Here is a 21,704-nt window from a genome sequence, read left to right as displayed (position 1 = left end):
GGGCGATGACCTCGTCGAGAAAATCATCGACCTCGTCGACGTCGTACCCTTCCCTGAAGCGCACGGTCTGGAACGTCTTGTTGCGGATATCATCCACGTTGACCATCGTCATCCTCCCGTCTGGCGACCGGTGGCCGGCGGCCGGCGGCCGGGCTCATGCTTCGGGCGGGGCCGGCTGCGGCTGGTCGTCTTATAGCCCTTCAGCTTAGCCTGGGTCGTTGAGACCCGGCGGCGCCGCAGGGAACGAGCCATCGGGCATCGAAGGGTGGGGCGCAGCGACGAATGTGCGGAGCGCAGGGGCGAACCTGTAGGGTTTGGGCGGCAACCTGCGGAGTTTCGGCACGAACCTGCAGGGTTTCTGAGCAGATGTGCAGTCCCTGACGGCGAATGTGCAGGGTGTCCCCTTGAAGAACTTCCGACCGCTGGTTTTTCCGTTCCGGCGAATCCGCATGATTCTGCCGATTCCGGATGCCGCCATCGGCGGGTAGGGGCTCTTCTTTACGGGATGGCCCTGCAGGTTGCTGGTCGAATTATGCAGGTTGCTGTGGGAACCGTGCAGGTCGCCTTCCGAACCGTGCAGGTCGCCGCCCAAACCCTGCAGGTTCCGCGCCGAATCCGGCGCCTAGGGCTCAGACGGTCTCACGCAGGCTCAGGTAGTTGTCGATGTCCTGCTGTCGTACCGCGCGGTCGGCGTAGATTCTGCGCGACGCGGCGTCGGCGGTGAAGTCGACGTCACGCCGCACCACGACGAAGCCGAGCTTGTCGGCGATCATGCAGGAGGCGTAGTTGCGCGCCAATGCCGCGAGGAATATGGGCAGCGCCGCATCGTATTGCGCGGCGATCTTCTGTCCGCTCGCCGCAAGGTATGAGCCGTACCGGAGATGCCAGAGCCGTGGCGGTATGTAGTAGCGCATGTTCAGAATGTCGCCGGCGCGACGGATGCCGCCCGTGCCGAGGAAGTGCCCGCTGTGGTCGCGCATGACCCAGTAGCCGATGCCATGGCGTTGCCAGTCGTGAATCCAGTGCTCCAGCATCGTCTGCGTCTGGTCGATGCTGGTGTGGCGATGGTTCGGCATGTTCCACCATATGCGCGGGTCGGCGAACAGCGTGTGCAGGTCGTCGAGGTCGTCCATCGTCGGCTTGGACAGGTGCGGCGCCGGCCCGCGCCGGCCGCGGCGTCTGGCTCCGGCGCGTTTCCTTCTGGAGCGGCGTGGCTTGACGATGACGGCTTCGTCGTCGGCGCTGGGATCGGTCGCCGGCTCGTCCGTCGTATAGAAGCCGCCGCTGCGGATGTCCTGACGGACGGCGACCTGCGGGATCGACACGATGTGGATGGGCGCGCCCGGTGAGGGCGCGGTCGTGGCGGTGTCTTTGATGACATGGCGTCGCCCGGCGGTGGAACGTCCTTGGACCGGTGTGGCGATGTGCTGGTTGAAGGTGATTGCGTTGCTGGCATCCGAGCCGGTATCGCATGGCATGGTGCAGAATCCTTCTTTCCTTCTTGTTCCTTCCTTGATCCCACCCCCGAAAACTAGGTAGTTGGGCCCCTCGTATACACCCCCTATTCAATATGTGGCCGCGGGGGATGAGGATTGTGGTCTTGTTCACAACTACGTTCCGGCAGGGAGGGGGATTGGTGTATCGGCGGAGTTCTACCGGCGGAGTTCCGCCGAGGGCACGCGGCCGGGGTGCGGGAATGTGCGACGAGGCAGGGTGAGATAGGGGGTATATGGGGGCTGGAGGAGTGTGTAAGGGGGTGCGTGATGGGTATGGGCGCAGCGGCGCGCGCACGGACTCGGTCGCCGCCGGGCGCGCACGCCACGGACCATGTGCCGGTCCTCGTCGCTATGATGGTCATAACGCGCGTGCGCGAAGCGGCGTATGCGGGTTCGAATGGAACCGAAAGCGGAATCGGATATGGAAGGCCAAGGAGGGCATCATGATTCTCGTCACTACGACACCAACGGTCGAAGGATACGTGATCACGAACTATCAGGGCATCGTGTTCGGCGAGGTCGTCGCCGGCGTGAACATGTTCAAGGACATCGGCGCCAGTTTCCGCAACATGTTTGGCGGACGCAGCCAGGGCTATGAGGAGGAACTGATGAAGGCGCGCAACGAGGCGATCGCCGAGATGCAGCAACGTGCGGAGGCGCTCGGAGCCCATGCCGTCGTCGGCGTGGACGTCGATTACGAAGTGCTCGGCACCGACGGCTCCATGCTCATGGTCACCACCTCCGGCACCGCCGTCCAGCTCGCCCGCGCCCGGTGAGAGGGGGTCGAACCAAAGCAAAAGGGCAGGAACCTTTCGGTTCCAGCCCTTTCTTGCTGGTGCGAGTGGGGGGAGTTGAACCCCCACGAGCATACACTCACTGCCACCTGAAGACAGCGCGTCTACCATTCCGCCACACTCGCAGACAAGTGGATAACTTAGCACCACCTCGTCGAGAGACGCAAATCGAGCGTGTCTTCGGCGTGTCGCGCCGAGGATGCCGCGTTTCGACGCACCTAGGCTACGCGCCACTCCACCGTGTGCGGGGCGGCACCAATCTCGAAGTGGTATTCGGCACAGCCGAGACCCACGTGCGCGAACAGGCCGTCCAACGCCTCCGCGGTCACCGAGCCATCCTCGTTGAGCGTGAAGTGGAACGGCTGCTGGCTGAGCGACGTGGGCGCGGCCATCGCCGCTTCCATGCCGCGCACGAACCAGTCCGGCCAAGTCCCGGCGTCTCCGCCTTCCGTTGTGCCTTCCGTCGCACCGTTCGTCGCACCGTTCGCCACGCTCGCCAGTTCCTCGATCGGCTTCGTGCGGCGCCGCCCGCCCGGGCGTGCGCCATGGCCGAACGCGATCACCCACACCACGGATTCGCCATCGTCCAGCGTCCACCATGCATCGGCCGCCGGCACGGTTTCGGTGCCGTCCAGCACCGCCCAGGACGTCGCCAATCCCAGCTGCACGGCGCGCAGCACGAGACGTTCGCCGTAGTATCCGACCCGCTCTTGCAGCGCGGCGGCAGCCGGCGAGACCGGCGTGCCGTCCGCGTCCTTGAACGCTTGCAGCGTGGCACCACCCGCGTTGCCCGTGCCATTCACGTCGCCGGCGTCACCCGCACGCCCGATCAGCGCGATTGCGTTGTGTACGCCCTTGAACCGGCCGTAGTGCGTCTTCAGCCCGAGGAACGCGTCGTCCAGTCCGGTGGTCATCTGTATGTGCAGGCCGCTCGCCGCGTTGCACGCGTCGATTTCGGCCTGCAACGCGGCGAGCACGTCGGCCGCGACCGGTTCGTCCGTGTAGGCGCGGATCGCGTGGCGCGCGTCGATTGCTTCGAGAAGATTCATCATGATGCCTTTGCGGTGATTGATTGAGGTGATGGGTGGGGTGACGGGGTGATGGTGCGGATGGGACCCCCTCAGTCCGCTTCGCGGACAGCTCCCCCTGACAGGGGGAGCCAAGTCGGGTCAGGGATTCGCTGCTAAAAATCGTTGGCTGCTCCCCTGTCAGGGGGGCCAAGGATGGGCGGGGTCTACTTGCCGTAGAAATGGGCCAGGGATTCGTCGCGGAACTCTTCGAAGTAGCCGCCGTCGATCGAGGCGCGGATGTCGTCGAGGAGCTTCACGAAGAACCGCTCGTTGTGGATCGTGGCGAGCGTGAACCCGGTGAACTCGTGCGCGCGCAGCAGATGGTCCACGTAGGCGCGCGAGTAATGCGCGCACGTGTAGCAGTCGCAGCCCTCCTCCAACGGCCCGAAATCGAACTTGTGTTGCGCGCGCTTGATGTTGTAGCGGCCGTGGCGCGTGAAGATCGCGCCGTTGCGGGCGCATCGCGCGGGTGCCACGCAGTCGAATGTGTCGCCGCCGTTCTCCACGCACGCGAAGATGTCGTCCACGGACGCGATGCCGAGCACGTGACGCGGCCGGTTCTCCGGCATCGCGTCGCAGATCCACGCGCACGTCTCGCCGATGATGCGCTTCTCGATCGCGCCGCCGATGCCCACGCCGTCGAAGTCGAGCGAGGCGATCTGCTCGGCCGCGTGCCGGCGTAGATCCTCATAATTCGCGCCCTGCACCACGCCGTACAGCGCCTGGTACGGCTTGCCGAGGCGGGCTTCGGTGAGCCGCTGGTGCTCGGCCACGCACCGCTGCGCCCAGCGGTACGTGCGCTCCACCGACTCCTCTTGGTAGGAGCGCGTGTTCATCAGCGTGGTGAGCTCGTCGAACGCGAACATGATGTCGGCGCCGATCTTGTGTTGGATGCCCATCGAGATCTCGGCGGAGAAGCGGTGCTCGTCGCCGTTGAGCGGCGATTTGAACGTCACGCCGTCCTCGTCCACCCAGGCGAGGCGCTCCTTGCCTTCCGCGATGATGTCGTCCGATTTCATGCCGGTCACGTCCATCGCGAGCGTCTTCTTGAAGCCGACGCCCAGCGACATGACCTGGAATCCGCCGGAATCGGTGAACGTCGGGCCGTGCCAGTTCATGAACTTCGCGAGGCCGCCGGCCGCGTCGAGCACGTCCTCGCCGGGGCGTTCGAACAGGTGGAACGCGTTGGCGAGCAGGCATTGCGCGCCGAGATCCCGCATCGATTCGGGCAGGACCGCCTTCATCGCGGCCTGCGTGCCCACCGGCACGAACGCGGGCGTGCGGATGTCGCCGTGCGGCGTGTGGATGATGCCGGTGCGGCCGTAGCGCGCGCCGTCCTTGCCCTTGCCGTCGGCCGCGTCCGGCAGGCGCGTGATGGTCTCGAATGAGAACGCGGCACGGTCGCCGGGTTTGCCGGGGGCGGCACCGCGCGGATGCTCGTTGAGGTCGACTACGGCGGTTGCGTCGGTGTTCGCCGTGGCGTCGGCTGTAGTGTTCGTGGGGTTGTCGGTCATAGCTTCACTTTAGGCGGACAAGCGGATTGCGGGAAGGTCGATGGGGCGGGCGGAACCGCTGGAGATGCGTGCGGCGGAGCGGATGGAAGGACGACGTAGGGCTGTCTCGCTTATGAGGGGTACTTCGGAACGTACGTCGATGTGTATCTCCGTTGGGAGGGGTGCCGGAGACGGTGTACCCGGGAGGTTTTGGAGGAATTCCGACGCCCGGCGCAGGTTTCCCGTCGGCGGAGTACCCCTTGCAACGGGGATAGCGGTTCGAGGCCCGTCGCATCCACCCCTTGCAAGCGAGATAGGCGGTGGCGTCGGACGAGTGCGCGCAAAAGGCTCGGCCGGGCGACCCCGCCTAGGCGAACCGGGCGGGCATCCCGGATGGGCGCATGCGGGAAGTCGGTAGAAGATTCACTCGGCACTTCCAACGAACATTCAGGAAACATCCAGAGCTACTGCCTTTACTCTTAGGTAGCAATACGAACCGGCGGCGAGATTGCTGAAGTGCAGACAACGATATGAAGCCGCCGTTCCTATGAAGGAGCAGACGATTATGGCTGATGAGCAGAACAGCTGGAACCCGCAGGGTGACCAGAACACGCAGCCGCAGGAGGAGCAGACCTCGGCCACGCAACCGCTGACGCCGCAGACCGGTGCCGATACCTCCGACCAGCGGGATGCGCAGGCCACGCAGAGCTTCGCCCCCGCATACGGCGGCGAGCCCGCGGACAACGAGCAGCCCACCGAGACCATCGATCCGTCGGCCGTGCAAGGCGCGCAGGCGGCCGCCGCATCCGGCTCCGCCGCGACCCGGACGTTCCCGACCGCGCCTGTGGCCCCGATCGCCTCCACGCCCGCCACGGCGTCGAACACGCCTGAAGCGGTTCCCGACTACGCCGCCGCCAAGGGTGAGCAGACCGTGGTCTCCTCGGCGCCGACCGGCTCCACCGAGCCGACGGCCCCGGCCTCCCAGCCGTCCCAGCCCGCATACGGCCAGTACCGTCCGGCCCCCGAATACGGCGCCTACGGCCCGGTGCCCACGCAGCCCGGCACCGGCGCCCAGCCCGGCGCATCCGCCGGCCAGACGCAGCCCGCGCCGGACCGCAACCCGTACGCCGGCGCGCCGGGAACCTCCAACAATCCGTTCGCGCCGCAGGGCGTGCAGAATCCGCAGAACCCGCAGAACCCGCAGCAGAACCCGTTCGGCCCCAACCCGTCCGCCCCGGGCGCCCCGGGAACCCCGAACAACGGCAACCCGTTCGGTCTCAACCCGAACAACCCGAACGATCCGAATACCCCGAACCTCAACGCCCGCCCGAAGGCCGCCAACGGCACGGTGCGCGGCGTGGTCATCGGCGTGGTCGCCGCGCTCCTGTCCGCCGGCCTGTGCCTCGGCGTCGGTTACGCGGCCATCACGAGCGGCGCGGTCAGGGTGCCGACCACCAGCTCGCTGGCCAACGTCAACTCCGGTTCCTCCGGCTCCGGCTCCGCCACCGCGAAGTCCGGCGAGGCCCCCGACTGGAAGGCCGTCGCCAAGGAGGTCTCCAACTCCGTGGTCTCCATCCAGACCCAGCTGTCCGACGGCTCCGCCCAAGGCTCCGGCGCGATCCTCGACACCAAGGGCCACATCGTGACCAACAACCACGTGATCTCCGGCGCCCAGAAGATCCAGGTGACGCTCTCCAACGGCCAGATGTACTCCGCGCAGGTCGTCGGCACCGACACCACCACCGATCTCGCGGTCATCAAGCTCGACAATCCGCCGAGCGACCTCAAGGCCGTCGAATTCGCCGATTCCGACAAGCTCGCCGTCGGCGAGAACATCATGGCCGTCGGCAACCCGCTCGGCTACGACGACACCGCCACCTCCGGCATCGTCTCCGCGCTCAACCGCCCGGTCACGGTGATGGACGACAACAACAACGACATCGTCACCAACGCGGTCCAGATCGACGCGGCCATCAACCCGGGCAACTCCGGCGGCCCGACCTTCAACGCGGCCGGCCAGGTGATCGGCATCAACTCGTCGATCGCCTCCACCTCCAGCTCGTCGTCCTCCAGCACCGCCGGCTCGATCGGCATCGGCTTCGCGATCCCGTCGAACCTCGTCAAGCGCGTCGCCAACGAGATCATCGAGAACGGCTCCGTCAAGCACGTGGCGCTCGGTATCACGATCACCTCCGACACGGTCGAGGCCGACGGCGTGACCCGCGCCGGCGCGAAGATCACCAAGGGCTCGTCCGGCTCCGCGGTCGTCTCCGGTTCCCCGGCCGCCAAGGCCGGCCTGAAGGAAGGCGATACGATCGTCGCCTTCAACGGCAACGCGGTCGGCAGCAACGCCTCCCTGCTCGGCTTCGTGCGCGCCTCTGCCCTCGGCGACAAGGCGACGCTCACCATCGTGCGCGACGGCAAGACCATGGACGTCGATGTGACGCTCGACCAGCAGGAGGAGAAGGTCAACGGCTCCAACCGCTCCGACTCCAACAGCCAGAACGGCAACGGCTCCGACGGCTCCGGTTCGGATGGTTCCGGTTCCGGCTCCGACGGTTCGGACGGTTCCGGCAGCAACGGATTCCCATTCAACATGTGGTGATTGGCAGCGTCCGGCCCCGGCATTCGCTTCGCGCGAGTGCCGGGGCTTTCCCGTTTCCGGGCCGACCGCAGGTGGGGGACGCGGGTGCGCCGTTGTGCTCCTGCTCCCCCTCAGTCGGCTGCGCCGACAGCTCCCCCTGAAGGGGGCGCATAATGCGTGCGACCCACGCCGTGGGTTGCGGCGCTCGCGGGCCGCTGTTAGAGTGGCAGCGCAATAACCGAATATCGATTCTTTACGCCGTGTATCGAGCGATGCATCATGTGGAAGCGCAGGGTCCGGCCCCGCTCCCGCCCCGATGCCGCCGATGGGTTAACAAGGCGTGACCGAACCAGCCGTGCGTCACGTTTTGCATACCGTCAAGGCCAAGCGATTGCAAAGCGGCACGCCCGGCCCGTACCAGCGTAAGGAGCATCAGATGAGCCAGCTCATCCCATCCCTCACCGCCGATCCAGTCGACCAGGCCACCCCATCGAAACACCGCGGCATCATCCCCGCGCTCGCCGACCTGTGCCGTCGCCTGCCGATGCTGCCGGTCGTCGTCCTCTCCGCGATTCCCGTCGCCCTGCTGTGGAACATCCGCCTGTGGGGCGCGCTCCCGTCGCACGCGTCCGTGCTCGCCGCACTGAGTCATCTCTCGCTCGGCCAGTGGATCGTCGTCGCGCTCGTCGCATACACCGTGACCGACACCGTCATCGGCATGATCGACGACATCCGCCACGGCCAGGTCGGCATCGACCTGCTCGCCGTCCTCGCCATGCTGTCCACACTCGTCGTGGGCGAATACTGGGCGTCGTGGGCGGTCGTGCTCATGGTCACGTCCGGCGAGGCGATCGAGGAATACGCGCAATCGAAGGCGGAACACAGCCTCACCGCGTTGCTCGACGCCGCGCCGCGCACCGCACACGTCGCGAACCTGCCCGGCGTGGGCAGGGGAGCGGCGCGCAACATCGCGCCGATCCGCGACGATGGCTTCCGTCGCGCCACGCGGCCGACGGACGACGTGTGCGCGATCACCGGCCGTGACCCGGAATCCTGCGATCCGGCCGTCGCGCGCGCCGACGCGCGCGTGCGGCCGGGCGCGGACGCGCGATTCGACACCGTGCCCGTCGACCAGGTGCGGCTCGGCGACGTGATCATCGTGCTTCCCGGCGAAACCGTGCCGGTCGACGGCGAACTGCTGTCCGGCGCGGCCACGCTCGACCTGAGCGCGATCAACGGCGAGCCTGTGCCGCGTGAAGTGTACGCTGGCGCGCGCGTCATGTCCGGCGCGGTCAACGGCTCGACGACGCTCGCCATGCGCGCCGTCGAAGTCGCCGCCGACTCGCAGTACCAGCGGATTCTCACGATGGTGAGCCAGGCGCAGGAGTCGCGGCCGGCGGTCGTGCGGACCGCGGACCAGCTCGCCGTGCCGTTCACGCTGCTCTCGCTGCTCATCGCCGGCGTCGCGTGGGCGGTGGCCGGCACGCCGCTGCGGTTCGCGCAGGTGCTCGTGCTCGCGACGCCCTGCCCGCTGCTCATCGCCGCGCCGGTCGCGTACATCGCCGGCACGTCGCGCCTCGCCGCCGCCGGCGTGCTCATCAAGACGCAGGATGTGATCGAACAGTTGGGGCGCGTCACGCAGGTGTTCTTCGACAAGACCGGCACGCTGACCGTCAAGCAGCCGCAGGTCGTGCGCGTGGAGATGGTGGATGACGGCGATGCCGTGGGCGCCGGTGTTGCGGGTGCGCGCGTGCCGAGACTCGACGAGGACCATGTGCTCATGTTCGCGGGCGTGGTCGAAAGCTATTCGGTGCATGTGCTCGCCAAAGGCATCGCGGCGGCTGGGCGCGAGGCGCTCGGACGGCTGCATGCGCGGTACGCGGCCGGGCGGCGCGAGTGCCCGGAGAACGCGGCGGCCGTTGCGGGCGGCGGTGCGGCGGGCGACAGCGCGGCGGCCGTCGCGTCCCATGGCGGATACGGGCGTGACTATCCAGTCGTGACGAACGTAAAGGAGGAATCCGGCAAGGGAATCTCCGCCGAAGTCAACGGTCATGCGGTGCGCGTCGGGCGGCTGGCGTTCGCGGCCGCGGGCGAGGACGGATTCGTGACGGTGGCTGGTGCCGGACGGACGGGCCGGGGCACGGGAGACCCCCTCAGTCCGCTGCGCGGACAGCTCCCCCTGGAAGGGGGCGCAAAGGGGAGGCAGGGACGTGACGAGCTGGAGCGGCTTCCCTTGGAAGGGGGCGCAAAGGCGAGGCAGGGACGCGAACGCGAGCTGAAGCCGAGGGGCGCAAAGAGTGGGGCCCGGTTCGGGATGCTGGCGGCGGACGAGATGGCGTCGTATGTGGCGGTGGACGGGCGGCTGGTCGCGCGCATCGTGCTGCGCGACGTGCCTCGCGCGAACGCGAAGGCCGCCCTCGCGAAGCTGCACCAGCTGGGTGTCGCCAAGCTCACGATGCTCACCGGCGACAAGCGGGCCTCGGCCGAGATCATCGCGCGCGAGGTCGGTATCGACGAGGTGCACGCCGAGCTGTTCCCCGAAGACAAGGTGGCGGCGGTGCGTGCGGTCGCCGGCGGCGACAGGGAACGCGGGAACGGAGGAGCCGGCGAGATCGTCCGTTCCCATGCGGCGGTCGAGCCCGTCACGATGATGGTGGGGGACGGGGTGAACGATGCTCCGGTGCTGGCGGCTGCGGGCATCGGCGTCGCGATGACCGACGGCACGTCCACCGCCGCCTCCGAATCGGCGCAGGTCGTCGTGATGAACGACGACATCGCCGCCGTGCCGCGCGCCATCGCCATCGCGCGGCGTACGAAGCGGGTGATGCTCCAGGCCGTGATCGTGGGTCTCGCGCTCGCCGTCGTCGGCATGGTCGCGGCCGCGTTCAATTTGATCCCGGTGGTCGTCGGCGCGTTCCTGCAGGAGGGCATCGACGTGGTGAGCATCCTGTGGGCGCTCACCGCCGTGTTGGACCGGGACTAGTGGCATCGCTGTTCGCGCTGCGCCGGTACTGTGATGGTGACGCGTCGGTGCTGCGTTGCGGTGTGCGGGTTTCACGCGGTCGCAGTGCTTGCCCATGGCGCTTTCTCGTTCGGGAGGGGTACCTCGTCGTCCTTGCGCGGAGGCAACTGGCCTACGAGGGGTATCTGACAGAGGGCATAACGGGCTTGAGTGGCTCCATGCCGCTCTCCGTGCCCGGAATGACCGTGATTGAGTACCCCTCGTAACGCGGATACGCCTCCGGAACGGTCAAAACGTACCCCTCCCAAGCGAGATGCCGTTAAGAAACGGGGTGGACGCCGTAATACGCGGCATCCACCCTGTTGCGTCGCCTGCGCGGCGGCCAGCAGACTCACACGGTGATCTCGCCGGCGATGGATCGGGGGATCCAGGCGGCGAGATCCTTGCCGGTCAGGCCCTGCGAGAGCAGGAACACGATCTTCGCATAGGCGGCCTCGAGCGTCATGTCGCCCGTGCCGACCGCGCCCGCGCGCGCGATCGCGTCGCCGGCCTCGTAATGGCCGAGCAGCACGTTCGCCTGCTGGCACTGCGAGGCCACCACGACGGGCACGCCCTCGTCCAGCACCTTCGCGAGCACGTCGGTCAGGCCGGGTTCGGTGCACGGCACGTTGCCCACGCCGTACGCGCGGATCAGCACCGCCTCGGGACGCGGGGTGAGCATGTCGTCGAGTCGCGCGGCCGTGATGCCGGGCGCCATGTCGATTACCGCCACGTCATGCCGCGCGTACGGCAGCGGGTCGTACCAGCCTTCGCCGCGGCCCTCGTAGGATTCCCAGTGCCAGGGCGCGCCGGTCTGCGCGAGCAGTCCGGCCGACGGCGCGTCGAAGCCCTCGAACGCCCACGACGACACCTTGCTCACGCGGTTGCCGGCGATCAGATGATGGCCGAAGAACAGCGAGACGCCGTGCGCCCGGCCGCTGATGACCGCGTTGAGCGCGCCGGTCACGTTGGCCGTGGCGTCGGTTTCGACCATGCCCAGCGGATACTGCGATCCGGTGAACACGATCGGCTTGCCGAAGCCGGTGAGCGCATACGACACCGCGGCCGACGAGTAGCTCATCGTGTCGGTGCCGTGCAGCACGACGAACGCGTCGGCGTCGTTGCGGTGCGCCCGCAGGTCGTCGATGATCGCCTGCCAGCTGTCCGGCGTGGCGCACGACGAGTCGATCAGCGGGTCGAGTTCGGTGTACGAGACCTCGTCGGTGCCGATCTGCGTGCCGTCGAGCAGCCCGCGCAGCCAGCCGAGCATGTCGGCGCCGGGGGCGAGCCCGTGCGGCGAGTTGACCATGCCGATCGTGCCGCCCGTATACGTGATGTGAATGCGCATGATGATTGCCTCCTGTCCGGTATTCGGTCTAGTCGGTCCTGTCCGTTCCGTCCGTTCGCGCCGCCCGCTACTTGGCGGCTTCGACCTCGTCCACCGCGTCGGCGTCGAGCATCTCGTCCAGCAGGTTGCCGTCGATGCGCCCGCGCACGTAGTACCAGCCGATGACCATGGCAATCACGACGACGACGAACAGGGCCAGCGTCCAGCGGCCGGAGGCGCTCGTCAGGTTCGAGATCACGACGATCGCGAAGAACACCAGCGACACGTAGTTCGTGTACGGGGCGCCCGGCATGCGGTATTCGGGGCGCGTCTCCTCGCCGGCCTTCACCTTCTTGAGGAACGCGAGGTGCGTGACGAGGATGGAGGCCCACGTGCCGGCGATGCCGATGCCGGCGAGGTTCATGATGATGTCGAACGCGTCGGACGGCAGCACCGCGTTGAGCACCACGCCGATCAGGCCCAGCGCGGACGTGATGATGATGCCGCCGTACGGGATGTGGTGCTTGTTCATGCGGGCCGCGAACTTCGGGCCGGAGCCGGCGATGGCCATCGAGCGCAGCGTGCGGCCGGTGGCGTACAGGCCGGCGTTCAGCGACGAGAGGGCGGCGGTGAGCACGACCACCTGGATCACATCGCCCGCGTGCGGGATGCCGATGCCGGAGAAGAACGTGACGAACGGGGACTCGTTCGACGAGTACGCGGTGTACGGCAGCACGAGCGCCATCAGGATCACGGAGCCCACGTAGAACACGAAGATGCGGATGATCATCGAGTTGATGGCCTTCGGCAGGACCTCCTTGGCCTCCTGCGCCTCGCCGGCCGCGACGCCCACCATCTCGGTGCCGCCGAACGCGAACACGACGCCCAGGGTCAGCGCGAACACGGGCGCGATGCCCATCGGGAAGAAGCCGCCGTGCTCGGTGATGTTGGCGATGCCGGCGTGCGTGTCTCCGACCGGGGCGCCGGTGACGATCGCCCAGATGGCGATGACCATGAACGCGATGATTGTGAACACCTTGATTGCGGCGAACCAGAACTCGGCCTCGCCGAACATCTTCACGCTCATCATGTTGAGCACGAACACGAGGGCCAGCGCGCCGAGCGCGAGCAGCCACTGCGGCACGTCGGCGAACGCCTTCCAGTAGTGGAAGTACACGGCGACGGCGGTGATGTCCGCCATGACGGTGGTGGACCAGTCGAGGAAGAACATCCATCCGGTGATGTACGCGCCCTTCTCGCCCAGGAACTCGCGGGCGTAGGAGACGAACGCGCCCGACGACGGGCGGCGGATCGCCAGCTCGCCCAGCGCACGCACCATCAGGAACGCGAAGATGCCGCAGATCGCGTAGGCGATGGTCAGGCCGGCGCCGCCCTGCGCGAGACGTCCGCCCGCGCCGAGGAACAGGCCGGTGCCGATCGAGCCGCCGATGGCGATCATCTGGATGTGGCGGGGCTTGAGCTCCTTCGCATAGCCGGCGTCGCCCTTGTCCTGCACGACGGTGGCGGTTTCCTTGGCGGTATCCTTGCCGGTTTCCTTTCCGGCGTTCGCGGGTGCGGCCTCCGGCGTGGTCGTCTTCTCTCTCTCACTCATGATTCCGTCCTTTTGTTCGGTGGATTCTCCGATATCGCGGCATCGTGGCGCGCGATCGGTGAACATGATATGACGCTCGATAACCAATCAGGTGAACGGATTCCGCATTGGTGCCTCCATAGGTGCCGGGAGACCGACACGCCGTTGCCGACAAGGTTGTTCGCTGATTTGACTTAATGGTTGTTAAGTGTAAAGTAAGAATCGTCCAACACAGGAGGGACGCGCAGCCGGACCGCAGTGATGATGCTGGTTCATGGAGGAATCCCGTCGGCCGCCAAGCGCTCCCATAGTGAATGCAAGGCAAGGAGAAACGATGTCCGTTTCAATGCAAGCCGCACAATCGCCCCAATCGGTGCGGTCCTCCCAGACGGAGCAGTCCGCGCGCCCGTGGTCCGGTTCCGTCAGTGACGAGGAACAGCCCAAGGCTCCTATTCTGATCGGCATCGCCACGGCGCTCGGCGCGATGCTGTGGCTTGGCCCGTACCTCGGCGTCAACGCCGTGCTGCTGCCGGCCAAGGTGCAGGTCATCGATCCGGCGAACAAGGCCAGCATCATCGCGTTGCTGTCCGGTTCGGCCATGGTGTTCGCCACGCTCGCGAACATCATCATCGGCGGCCTGTCCGACTTGACCCGCAGCCGCTGGGGCCGCCGCACCCCGTGGCTGTTCGTCGGTTCGATCGGCTGCTTCGTGATGCTGCTCGCGTTCAACGCGGTGACGACCGTCCCGCTGCTGGTGGTCTCGTGGTGTCTCTACCAGGTCTTCCTCAACGCCCTCGTCGCCCCGATCGTCGCCGTCATCGCCGACCGCGTGGCGCCCCGGCACCGCGGCCTGGTCTCCTCCATCTACGCGTTCGGCTACGTGATCGGCCAGTATGGCGGTCAGCTCGTCGGCGCGCAGTTCCTCGGCCCGAAGATCGGCACCGGCATCATCGTGATGAGCGTGCTCACCCTGCTGTGCGGTCCGCTCACCGCGAGCCTGATGCGCGAGAAGTCCAGCCTCGGCATGGAGAGGAAGCGCTTCACGTGGGACATGTTCGTCCAGCACTTCATCTTCCCGGTCAAGGATTGCCGCGACTTCTACCTCGCCCTGTTCGGCAAGATGCTCGTCAACACCGCGACCACCGCGATCATGGCCTACCAGCTCTACATCCTGTCCGACTACATCGGCCTCGGCACCTCCGGCCAGCAGAAGTACGTGTCGATCATCTCGATGCTGCTCATGGTCACCGCTATCGCGATGTCCATCGTCGCTGGCCCGATCTCCGACAAGATTCACAGCCGCAAGCTGCCGGTCGCCTTCGCCGCCCTGCTCGTCGCCATCGGCGTGGCGATGCCGATGGTCTCCAACGCCGCGTGGACCATGGTCGTCTACGGCGCCGTCGCTGGTCTGGGCATGGGCATTTTCTTCGCCGTGGACCAGGCGCTCAACATCGAGGTGCTGCCGAACGCGGAGAACGCCGCCAAGGACCTCGGCATCCTCAACCTCGCCAACACCGGCTCCCAGCTGCTCGGCCCGCTGGTCGCGGCCGCGATCGTCGGCGTCACCGGCGGCAGCTACTACGGCCTGTTCCCGGTCTGCGCCGTGGTCTCGCTCGTCGGTGCCGTGCTCATCATGATGATCAAGCGCGTGAAGTGATTACGCACCCCAATCCGCACGCACCCCACCACGCCCAATTAGACTGAACACCGATTAACCAATAAGGAGAAGACATCACCATGGTCACATGGATCGAAACCACCGACGACGCCCGCTGGGTCGCCAAGCCCGCCCCGAAGGCCGGCGCGACGAGCGAGCTCGGCATCGCCCTGACCGGCGGCAAGGAGCAGGAGGTCGAAGGCTTCGGCGGCTGCTTCAACGAACTCGGCTGGCTGCCGCTGCAGTCCCTCACGGCCGAGGACCGCGAACAGATCCTCAAGGAGCTGTTCAGCCCCGACGAACTCGATTTCCGCCTCAACCGCGCCCCGATCGGAGCGAACGACTTCGCCGCCGGCTGGTACAGCTACGACGAGACCCCCGGCGACTACGAGCTCAAGGACTTCTCGGTGGAGGGCGACGAACGCGCTGTGCTGCCGTACATCCGCGCCGCCAAGAAGTACCAGCCGCAGCTGTCCGTCCACTCCAGCCCGTGGAGCCCGCCCACCTGGATGAAGAACCCGCCGGTCTACAACTACGGCAAGCTCGTCATGACCTCCGAGAACCTGCAGGCGTACGCAAACTACTTCGTCAAGTACGTGCGCGCCTACCGCGCCCTCGGCGTGAACGTGACCCGCATCTTCCCGCAGAACGAGCCGTGGTCCGACGCCAAGTACCCCACCTGCACGTGGACGAGCGAGCAGCTGCGCACGTTCATCCGCGACTACCTCGGCCCCACCTTCGAACGCGAGGGTCTGCTCGGCAAGGCCGAGGAGGGCGGCGTCGAGATCTGGCTCGGCACGCTCAACGGTCCGCGCGACATGCAGTTCGTGAGCTTGTACGGCATGGTGCTGGAGAACTACAACCGCTACGTCGACAACATCCTCATGGACGACGAGGCGCGCAAGTACATCACCGGCGTTGGCTATCAGTGGGAGGGCCGCGACTGCATCGAACGCACGCACAAGGCGTGGCCGGAACTCAAGCTCATGCAGACCGAATCCGAATGCGGCATGGGCGACAACTCGTGGGAGTACGCCGAATACATCTTCCACCTCGTCAACCACTATCTGACCCACGGCGCACTCGGCTACACCTACTGGAACATGGTGCTCGCCGGCACCGAAAGCACGTGGGGATGGCGCCAGAACTCGCTGTTCTCCGTCGACACCGAGGCGAAGACCTTCACCCGCAACCCGGAATACTACGTGATGCGCCACTACGCGCACTTCGTCAAGCCGGGCGCGCGCGTGCTCGACGTGGAGGGCCGTTTCTCGTCGATGGCCTCCGCCTACGAGAATCCGGACGGTACGCTGGCCGTCGTCGTGCAGAACGCGCTGGAACGTGAGGTGGAGTTCAGTTTCACCGATCCCGCGGACGCCTCCCGCGCCTTCACCGCGACGCTCGCCCCGCGCTCGTTCAGCACGTTCACGCTCGACTGAGCGGGAACGTGCGCGATGGCGGTCGCCGGCCCGGCGGCTCGGCGTTCTGCCGTCGCGCCGCCGGGACCGTGCGATTCCGCGAATCGTATAGGATGGTCGCGTCAACGACAATACGATTCAAAGGAAACGCAGGTACCCGGTGGGCGGAACGAAGACCGCGATGACAGCGCGCGAGCGCAGGATCAGCATCATCAACACGGCGACGCAGTTCGTGGCCCAGCACGGGTTCTGGGGATTGCGCCTGCGTGAGATCGCGGTGGCCGAAGGCGTGACGGAAGCGGGACTCCTCTACCATTTCGGGTCCAAGGAAGGCCTGCTGCTGGCGATACTCGACTACCGCGACCGCACCGACCGCGTGGCGCTGTACGGCGAGCTCGGCGTGCCGATGCCGCCGGACGACGCCCCCATCGGCGAACAGGACGATTTCCCCGTCGGGCTGCGCGATTTGACCGCGGCGACCGTGCGGCGCAACGCCACGCAGCCGGAGATCGTGCGACTGTACACCGTGCTGCAGGGCGAGGCTCTGTCGGAAAGCCACCCGGCCTTCCAGTACTTCCGCGACCGCGAACAGTGGGTGATGCGCGAATACACGAAGGCCGCGGCCAACGACGGCTGCCACGACCCGCATCGGACCGCGATGCAGACGCTGGCCGCCATGGACGGCCTGCAGATGCGATGGCTCCACGACCGCGAGCACATCGATCTGGTGGGCGAGTGGCAGGCGCTCATCGACCGCATCATCGGCTGACGCCCGTCCCCGAACACCCGTCTCCGGCACCCAATCCATCCCCGATTGGTCCCGATACCGACGATCATCCCCGCATCCGCAAGGCCGCGGGGCCGGCTTCGCACACCTTGAACGCCGGCTCCGGGGAAACCGCGCCATGGCATGGACGCCACGGCGTAATCATCGAACACACCGAAACGCATCGAAAAGGAAAGAGAACATGACCACCCATCCCATCCTGAGCAGAGCGGTAGGCGGACTGCTGGCCGCGGCGACGCTGCTCGGCGGCGTAGGCCTGGCGGCCCCGGCCGCACAGGCCTACCAGCCGACCGTGAAGACGCTCTACGCGGCGTCCGCGCAGGATAAGGTGAACTTCAACAAGAAGAACCCGATCCTGTACCCCAAGTCGGCGCAACTGGAGGACGGCGCGCTCGTGGCGACCTTCGAACGCAGCGTCGGCGACCCGGTCGGGCAGACGCTGCCCATCTACCGCAGCACCGACTATGGCACCACCTGGGAGGCGCTCTCGGAAGTCCAGTCGCCCGCCGCGCTCACCAAAGGCACCGACCGCGAGGCCGAATACGCGCAATATACGAGCGCGTGGACCAACCCGTACCTGTACGTGATGCCCGAAACCGTGGGCGGACTGGCCAAGGGCACGCTGGTGCTCGCCGCCATCGTCTCCGGCGACGACCCCTACCTCAAGGAGCACCTCGCCGCCGACTCGAACTTCAACCGCACGTCCGACGACTTCGACCGCAAGGACGTGGCGCTCGCGCTGTACTCGAGCGCCGACGGCGGCAAGGACTGGGACTTCCTCAACATCGTGGCCAAAGGCGGCTGGCAGGGCTCCTACGGCGGGCCGTTCGCCACCGAGAACGCCACGCACCAGAACGATCCGGTCTGGGAGCCGTTCCTCATGGTCTACGACGGCAAGCTCGTGTGCTACTACTCCGACGAGAACGACTTCGACTGGAACTCCTACGACAAGGAGACCGGCGCCATCGCGCTCGCGGCCGACAACGACACCGCGAAAGAGGACGGCGGCAGCGGGCAGATCCTCGCGCACCGCACCTGGGACGGCAATCTTGCCGATGATTGGAGCGCCATCGTCGTCGACGAGGCCGGCAACAAGTTCAAGAACAAGTACGCGGGCGGCGGCCGCCCGGGCATGACCACCGTCGCGCCCACCACCGACGGCAAGTGGATGATGACCTTCGAATGGTGGAACGGCCGCGACGCCAACATCCAGTACAAGATCGCCGACGATCCGCTGGAGTTCCACAAGGTCGACCGCCAGCCCATCACGAAGCTCGCCGGCGGACTGACCACCGGCGGCAGCCCGGTGCTCGTGCACCTGCCCGACGGGCGGATCCTCTACAACGCAGCCGGCAGCGCCGACATCTGGGTGAACGAATCCGGTGCCAGCGACGGTGCGTGGACGCGCTTCCGGACCGCGGTCGGCGCAGGCTACAGCCGCAACATGCAGTACGTGCCGCAGACCGGGCGCGTAGCGCTGCTGCGGGCCACGTTCGGCGGATTCAACGTCTCCTACGGCGAGGTCGATCTGGGCCGTTCGCAGGGCGCGTACTACCGGCTGGTGAACAAGAAGACCGGTGACGTGCTGAGCGTCGGCGACCAGGCGAACGACGGTGCGAAGATCGTCGCCGAGAAGGCGGGGGATTCGGGTGCTGGTGACGTGCGTGACGCGCAGCTGTGGCACATCGTTCGTCACGCCGACGACACGGCGACCCTGTTGAACAAGGCCGGCGGCCGCGCGATGGCGATCGACGGCGGCACGATTGCGGCCGGCGGCAGGCTGCTCTCCTGGGTGGACGACGGCGGCGCCGACAAGCAGTGGACGCTGGAACCGGCGGGCGACGGCGCGTACCGATTGGGCATCGGCAGCGGGCTGTTCGCCGCGGTCGGTGGCTTGGGAGCAAGTTCCGGCTCGGTTGCCGGCACGCAGGCGACAATCGGCGCGAAGGCGTCCGACGGCTCCGACGAGTGGACGCTCCAGCGTGATCCGGAACAGGTCAAGGCGGCCGCCGTCGAGCCGCTGGCCGGGGTCTCGACCGAGATCGGCACCGCGCCGTCGCTGCCCGGGACGGTGAAGGTCACGGTGCCCGGCGGACTGGCCGAGTTCGGTGACGACGCGACGGCGGTCGCGCCGGTCGAAGCGCCGGTCGCTTGGGATGCGATTGATTCGTCCGCATATGCGAAGGCCGGTTCGTTCACGGTCAAGGGCACGGCGCACGTCACGGCGGTCGGCGTGGATACGACGCTGCCGGTGCAGGTCGAGGTCGCCGTCACGACGGCGGACGGCGGCTCCGGTGACGGTTCCGGTGACGGCCAGAACGGTGGTTCTGGGAACGATTCCGGGAACGGGCAGAACGGTGATGGACACCACGGGTCCGGTGCCGCCGGCTCGCATCATGACGTCGCGGCCGATCGGCGGGACGGCACACAGGATTCCGCCCGTCGCGACGGTTCCATCTTGTCCGCCACCGGCTCGTCCGTCGTGGCCGTCATGACGCTCGCCGGTGCGGCGCTTCTGCTGGGCGCGGCAGGACTGGTGATGGTCCAGCGCCGCCGCGACTGAGCGTCCCGCTGACATTGCTCTGGCATTACCGAGGCGCCTAGGAAGCGCGAGGGAGCGGCTCCGGTCGCTCCCGAACGTGACGCCGAGGCGAGCGGGAATGTGCGGGCGAATGTGCGGAATGTGCGAAAAGCGTTGCAATGCATGGAAAATGGGGGTACCGCGATTCGGTGGCTTGCGATAACCTGTTACGCGTGACTGAATCTTCGAATACTGCAAACGAACTCCGCATCGCCGTGATCGGCGCGGGCCCCGCCGGCGTCTACTCCTCCGACATCTTCCTGCGCCAGCTCAAGAAGCTGGGCGAGGAGCTGGGCCTCGGCACCAAGGCCCGCATCGACCTGTTCGAAAAGCTGCCCGTGCCGTTCGGCCTGGTCCGCTACGGCGTGGCCCCCGACCACCCGTCCATCAAGTTCATCGCCTCCGCGCTCGAGAAGACGCTCGACAACCCGGACATCCACCTGTACTGCGACGTGGAGTTCGGCAAGGACGTCACCCTCGACGACCTGCTCGCCCGCTACGACGCCGTGCTGTTCGCCACCGGCGCCGTCAAGGACAAGCCGCTGCGCATCCCCGGCGCCGACCTCGACGGCGTGTACGGCGCCGCCAAGTTCGTCGAATGGTACGACGGCTACCCCACGGGCGCCCGCGAATGGCCGCTCGAGGCCGAGAACGTCGCCGTGATCGGCGGCGGCAACGTGGCGATGGACGTCGCGCGCGAGCTCATGCGCAACGCCGACGACCTCAAGGCCAAGACCGACATTCCGGACAATGTCTACGAGGGCATCCAGAACAACAAGGCCAAGGTGCTCCACCTGTTCATCCGCCGCGGCGTCGCCCAGGCGAAGTTCAGCGTGCAGGAGCTGCGCGAGATGGAGAAGCTGCCCGGCGTGCAGCTCATCATCAACGAGGACGACTTCGAACTGGACGACGACACCATCGAGGTCGCCGGCAAGGACAAGCTCACCCGCCAGATGGTCGAGGAGCTGTTCGCCATCCGCGAGATGGCCGAGGACATGGAGGACGACGGCGACGTCGACTACGAGGGCAACCCGGCCGACCGCAAGTACTACGTCCACTTCAACTCCGCGCCCACCGAGATCGTCGGTGAGGATGGCAAGGTGAAGGCCATCCGCGTCGAGCGCACCGAGACCGGCGCCGATGGCGTGATGCACCGCACCGGCGAGTTCACCGACTACCCGGTCGAGGCCGTCTACCACGCGATCGGTTACCAGCCGGCCGAAGCCCCCGGCATCGCCTACGACAGCCACGGCGCCCACCTCGCCAACGCGAACGGTGACGGCCGCATCACCACCGAGGCCGAAGGCGGCGAGGTGCGCGAACGCCTGTACGCCACCGGTTGGGCCAAGCGCGGCCCGGTCGGCTTGATCGGTTCGACCAAGTCGGACGCGCTCGCCATCGTCACCAACATGCTCGAGGACCTCGCCAAGGCCGCCGAGGGTGGCCGCGTGGCCGCCGACCGCGACCCCGAGTCCATCGACCGCCTGCTGGAAAGCCGCGGCGTCAAGCCGATCGACTTCGCCGGCTGGAAGAAGGTCGACGCCTTCGAACGCGCCGAGGGCGCGAAAGAGGGCCGTGAGCACAAGAAGGTCATCGAGCCCGCCCAGATGCGCGAGCTTGCCCACGCCGAGTGAGTCGCGAGTCGGTCGGTCACATTCCGGCCAGGTGTTTCACGCCGCGTTTCACGTGACACGTCGTAGCATGGCGTGAAACACCCGCCGGGAGTGCTCGGCCGCGCGCCACATCCGTGCGTCACACAGAAGCCGCGATCGGCGGAATCGGATCCGGGTCCCACCGGAATCCCTGCCGATCGCGGCTTCGTCATATGCTTCGTCCTATTCTCATACGTACACGTGCGCGCGTCGGCATACGCGGGCCCGTGCGCAGTCATCATCATGCGGTTCG

Annotated in this window: 13 protein-coding genes, 1 tRNA gene and 1 pseudogene; 8 read left to right on the top strand and 7 right to left on the bottom strand. The window is 66.9% G+C overall.

Annotated elements, in window-relative coordinates; all coding sequences use genetic code 11:
• Positions 1-6 precede the first annotated feature (6 nt).
• Positions 7-112: pseudogene (locus AC1AYP_RS03865) on the bottom strand (DivIVA domain-containing protein); the annotation flags it as partial.
• A 517-nt stretch (positions 113-629) separates the two neighbouring features.
• Positions 630-1,478: a GNAT family N-acetyltransferase gene (locus AC1AYP_RS03860; RefSeq protein WP_476532485.1), complete on the bottom strand. Its 849-nt coding sequence runs from the start codon at positions 1,476-1,478 to the stop codon at positions 630-632.
• Positions 1,479-1,939: 461 nt separating this feature from the next.
• Between AC1AYP_RS03860 and AC1AYP_RS03855 the strand changes: the two genes are divergently transcribed.
• On the top strand, positions 1,940-2,272 hold the full coding sequence (locus AC1AYP_RS03855) for a putative heavy metal-binding protein (protein WP_476502270.1): 333 nt from the start codon (positions 1,940-1,942) through the stop codon (positions 2,270-2,272).
• 57 nt (positions 2,273-2,329) lie between these two features.
• Here the strand turns inward: AC1AYP_RS03855 and AC1AYP_RS03850 are convergent.
• The 3 genes from AC1AYP_RS03850 to tgt form a co-directional block, all read right to left on the bottom strand.
• A tRNA-Leu gene (locus tag AC1AYP_RS03850) sits at positions 2,330-2,415 on the bottom strand.
• A gap of 93 nt (positions 2,416-2,508) precedes the next feature.
• The gene (locus tag AC1AYP_RS03845; protein WP_476544762.1) at positions 2,509-3,342 is read right to left on the bottom strand and encodes a nitroreductase family protein; all 834 of its coding nucleotides are present in this window, start codon (positions 3,340-3,342) and stop codon (positions 2,509-2,511) included.
• Positions 3,343-3,524: 182 nt separating this feature from the next.
• Entirely contained in the window at positions 3,525-4,874 is a 1,350-nt protein-coding gene (gene tgt, locus AC1AYP_RS03840) for a tRNA guanosine(34) transglycosylase Tgt (RefSeq protein ID WP_476502272.1), read from the bottom strand.
• A gap of 544 nt (positions 4,875-5,418) precedes the next feature.
• Between tgt and AC1AYP_RS03835 the strand changes: the two genes are divergently transcribed.
• Positions 5,419-7,458: a S1C family serine protease gene (locus AC1AYP_RS03835; protein WP_476502273.1), complete on the top strand. Its 2,040-nt coding sequence runs from the start codon at positions 5,419-5,421 to the stop codon at positions 7,456-7,458.
• A gap of 523 nt (positions 7,459-7,981) precedes the next feature.
• A complete protein-coding gene (locus AC1AYP_RS03830) occupies positions 7,982-10,420 on the top strand; it encodes an HAD-IC family P-type ATPase (RefSeq protein ID WP_476502311.1) in 2,439 nt (812 codons plus the stop codon).
• Between the two features lie 370 nt (positions 10,421-10,790).
• Here the strand turns inward: AC1AYP_RS03830 and AC1AYP_RS03825 are convergent, their stop codons facing one another.
• Both AC1AYP_RS03825 and AC1AYP_RS03820 read right to left on the bottom strand, forming a co-directional pair.
• Complete coding sequence (locus AC1AYP_RS03825) at positions 10,791-11,786, bottom strand: asparaginase (RefSeq protein ID WP_476546790.1); 996 nt, start codon at positions 11,784-11,786, stop codon at positions 10,791-10,793.
• Positions 11,787-11,853: 67 nt separating this feature from the next.
• Positions 11,854-13,377 (bottom strand): amino acid permease, encoded by a 1,524-nt coding sequence (locus AC1AYP_RS03820; RefSeq protein WP_476502275.1) that lies wholly within the window; start codon positions 13,375-13,377, stop codon positions 11,854-11,856.
• A 313-nt stretch (positions 13,378-13,690) separates the two neighbouring features.
• Here AC1AYP_RS03820 and AC1AYP_RS03815 point away from each other — a divergent pair, with 313 nt between their 5' ends.
• The 5 genes from AC1AYP_RS03815 to AC1AYP_RS03795 all read left to right on the top strand — a co-directional run bounded on the left by AC1AYP_RS03815 (position 13,691) and on the right by AC1AYP_RS03795 (position 21,433).
• On the top strand, positions 13,691-15,013 hold the full coding sequence (locus tag AC1AYP_RS03815; RefSeq protein ID WP_476502276.1) for an MFS transporter: 1,323 nt from the start codon (positions 13,691-13,693) through the stop codon (positions 15,011-15,013).
• Positions 15,014-15,093: 80 nt separating this feature from the next.
• Entirely contained in the window at positions 15,094-16,452 is a 1,359-nt protein-coding gene (locus tag AC1AYP_RS03810; protein ID WP_476502277.1) for a glycoside hydrolase family 30 protein, read from the top strand.
• A 139-nt stretch (positions 16,453-16,591) separates the two neighbouring features.
• Positions 16,592-17,200, top strand: a complete 609-nt coding sequence (locus AC1AYP_RS03805) for a TetR/AcrR family transcriptional regulator (RefSeq protein WP_476546789.1) — start codon at positions 16,592-16,594, stop codon at positions 17,198-17,200.
• 199 nt (positions 17,201-17,399) lie between these two features.
• Positions 17,400-19,781: an RICIN domain-containing protein gene (locus tag AC1AYP_RS03800; protein ID WP_476502279.1), complete on the top strand. Its 2,382-nt coding sequence runs from the start codon at positions 17,400-17,402 to the stop codon at positions 19,779-19,781.
• 191 nt (positions 19,782-19,972) lie between these two features.
• A complete protein-coding gene (locus AC1AYP_RS03795; protein WP_476502280.1) occupies positions 19,973-21,433 on the top strand; it encodes an FAD-dependent oxidoreductase in 1,461 nt (486 codons plus the stop codon).
• Positions 21,434-21,704: the final 271 nt, after the last annotated feature.

This window comes from Bifidobacterium sp. LH_424, from assembly GCF_056356895.1.
Note: the sequence above shows the minus strand (reverse complement) of the source record. Positions and strands in the feature narration are given on the sequence as shown.

Bases quoted from the DNA above. Each gene is read 5' to 3' on its own strand.
- AC1AYP_RS03860 (WP_476532485.1), bottom strand. From the start codon at position 1,478: ATGCCATGCGATACCGGCTCGGATGCCAGCAACGCAATCACCTTCAAC.
- AC1AYP_RS03855 (WP_476502270.1), top strand. From the start codon at position 1,940: ATGATTCTCGTCACTACGACACCAACGGTCGAAGGATACGTGATCACG.
- AC1AYP_RS03845 (WP_476544762.1), bottom strand. From the start codon at position 3,342: ATGATGAATCTTCTCGAAGCAATCGACGCGCGCCACGCGATCCGCGCC.
- tgt (WP_476502272.1), bottom strand. From the start codon at position 4,874: ATGACCGACAACCCCACGAACACTACAGCCGACGCCACGGCGAACACC.
- AC1AYP_RS03835 (WP_476502273.1), top strand. From the start codon at position 5,419: ATGGCTGATGAGCAGAACAGCTGGAACCCGCAGGGTGACCAGAACACG.
- AC1AYP_RS03830 (WP_476502311.1), top strand. From the start codon at position 7,982: ATGCTGCCGGTCGTCGTCCTCTCCGCGATTCCCGTCGCCCTGCTGTGG.
- AC1AYP_RS03825 (WP_476546790.1), bottom strand. From the start codon at position 11,786: ATGCGCATTCACATCACGTATACGGGCGGCACGATCGGCATGGTCAAC.
- AC1AYP_RS03820 (WP_476502275.1), bottom strand. From the start codon at position 13,377: ATGAGTGAGAGAGAGAAGACGACCACGCCGGAGGCCGCACCCGCGAAC.
- AC1AYP_RS03815 (WP_476502276.1), top strand. From the start codon at position 13,691: ATGTCCGTTTCAATGCAAGCCGCACAATCGCCCCAATCGGTGCGGTCC.
- AC1AYP_RS03810 (WP_476502277.1), top strand. From the start codon at position 15,094: ATGGTCACATGGATCGAAACCACCGACGACGCCCGCTGGGTCGCCAAG.
- AC1AYP_RS03800 (WP_476502279.1), top strand. From the start codon at position 17,400: ATGACCACCCATCCCATCCTGAGCAGAGCGGTAGGCGGACTGCTGGCC.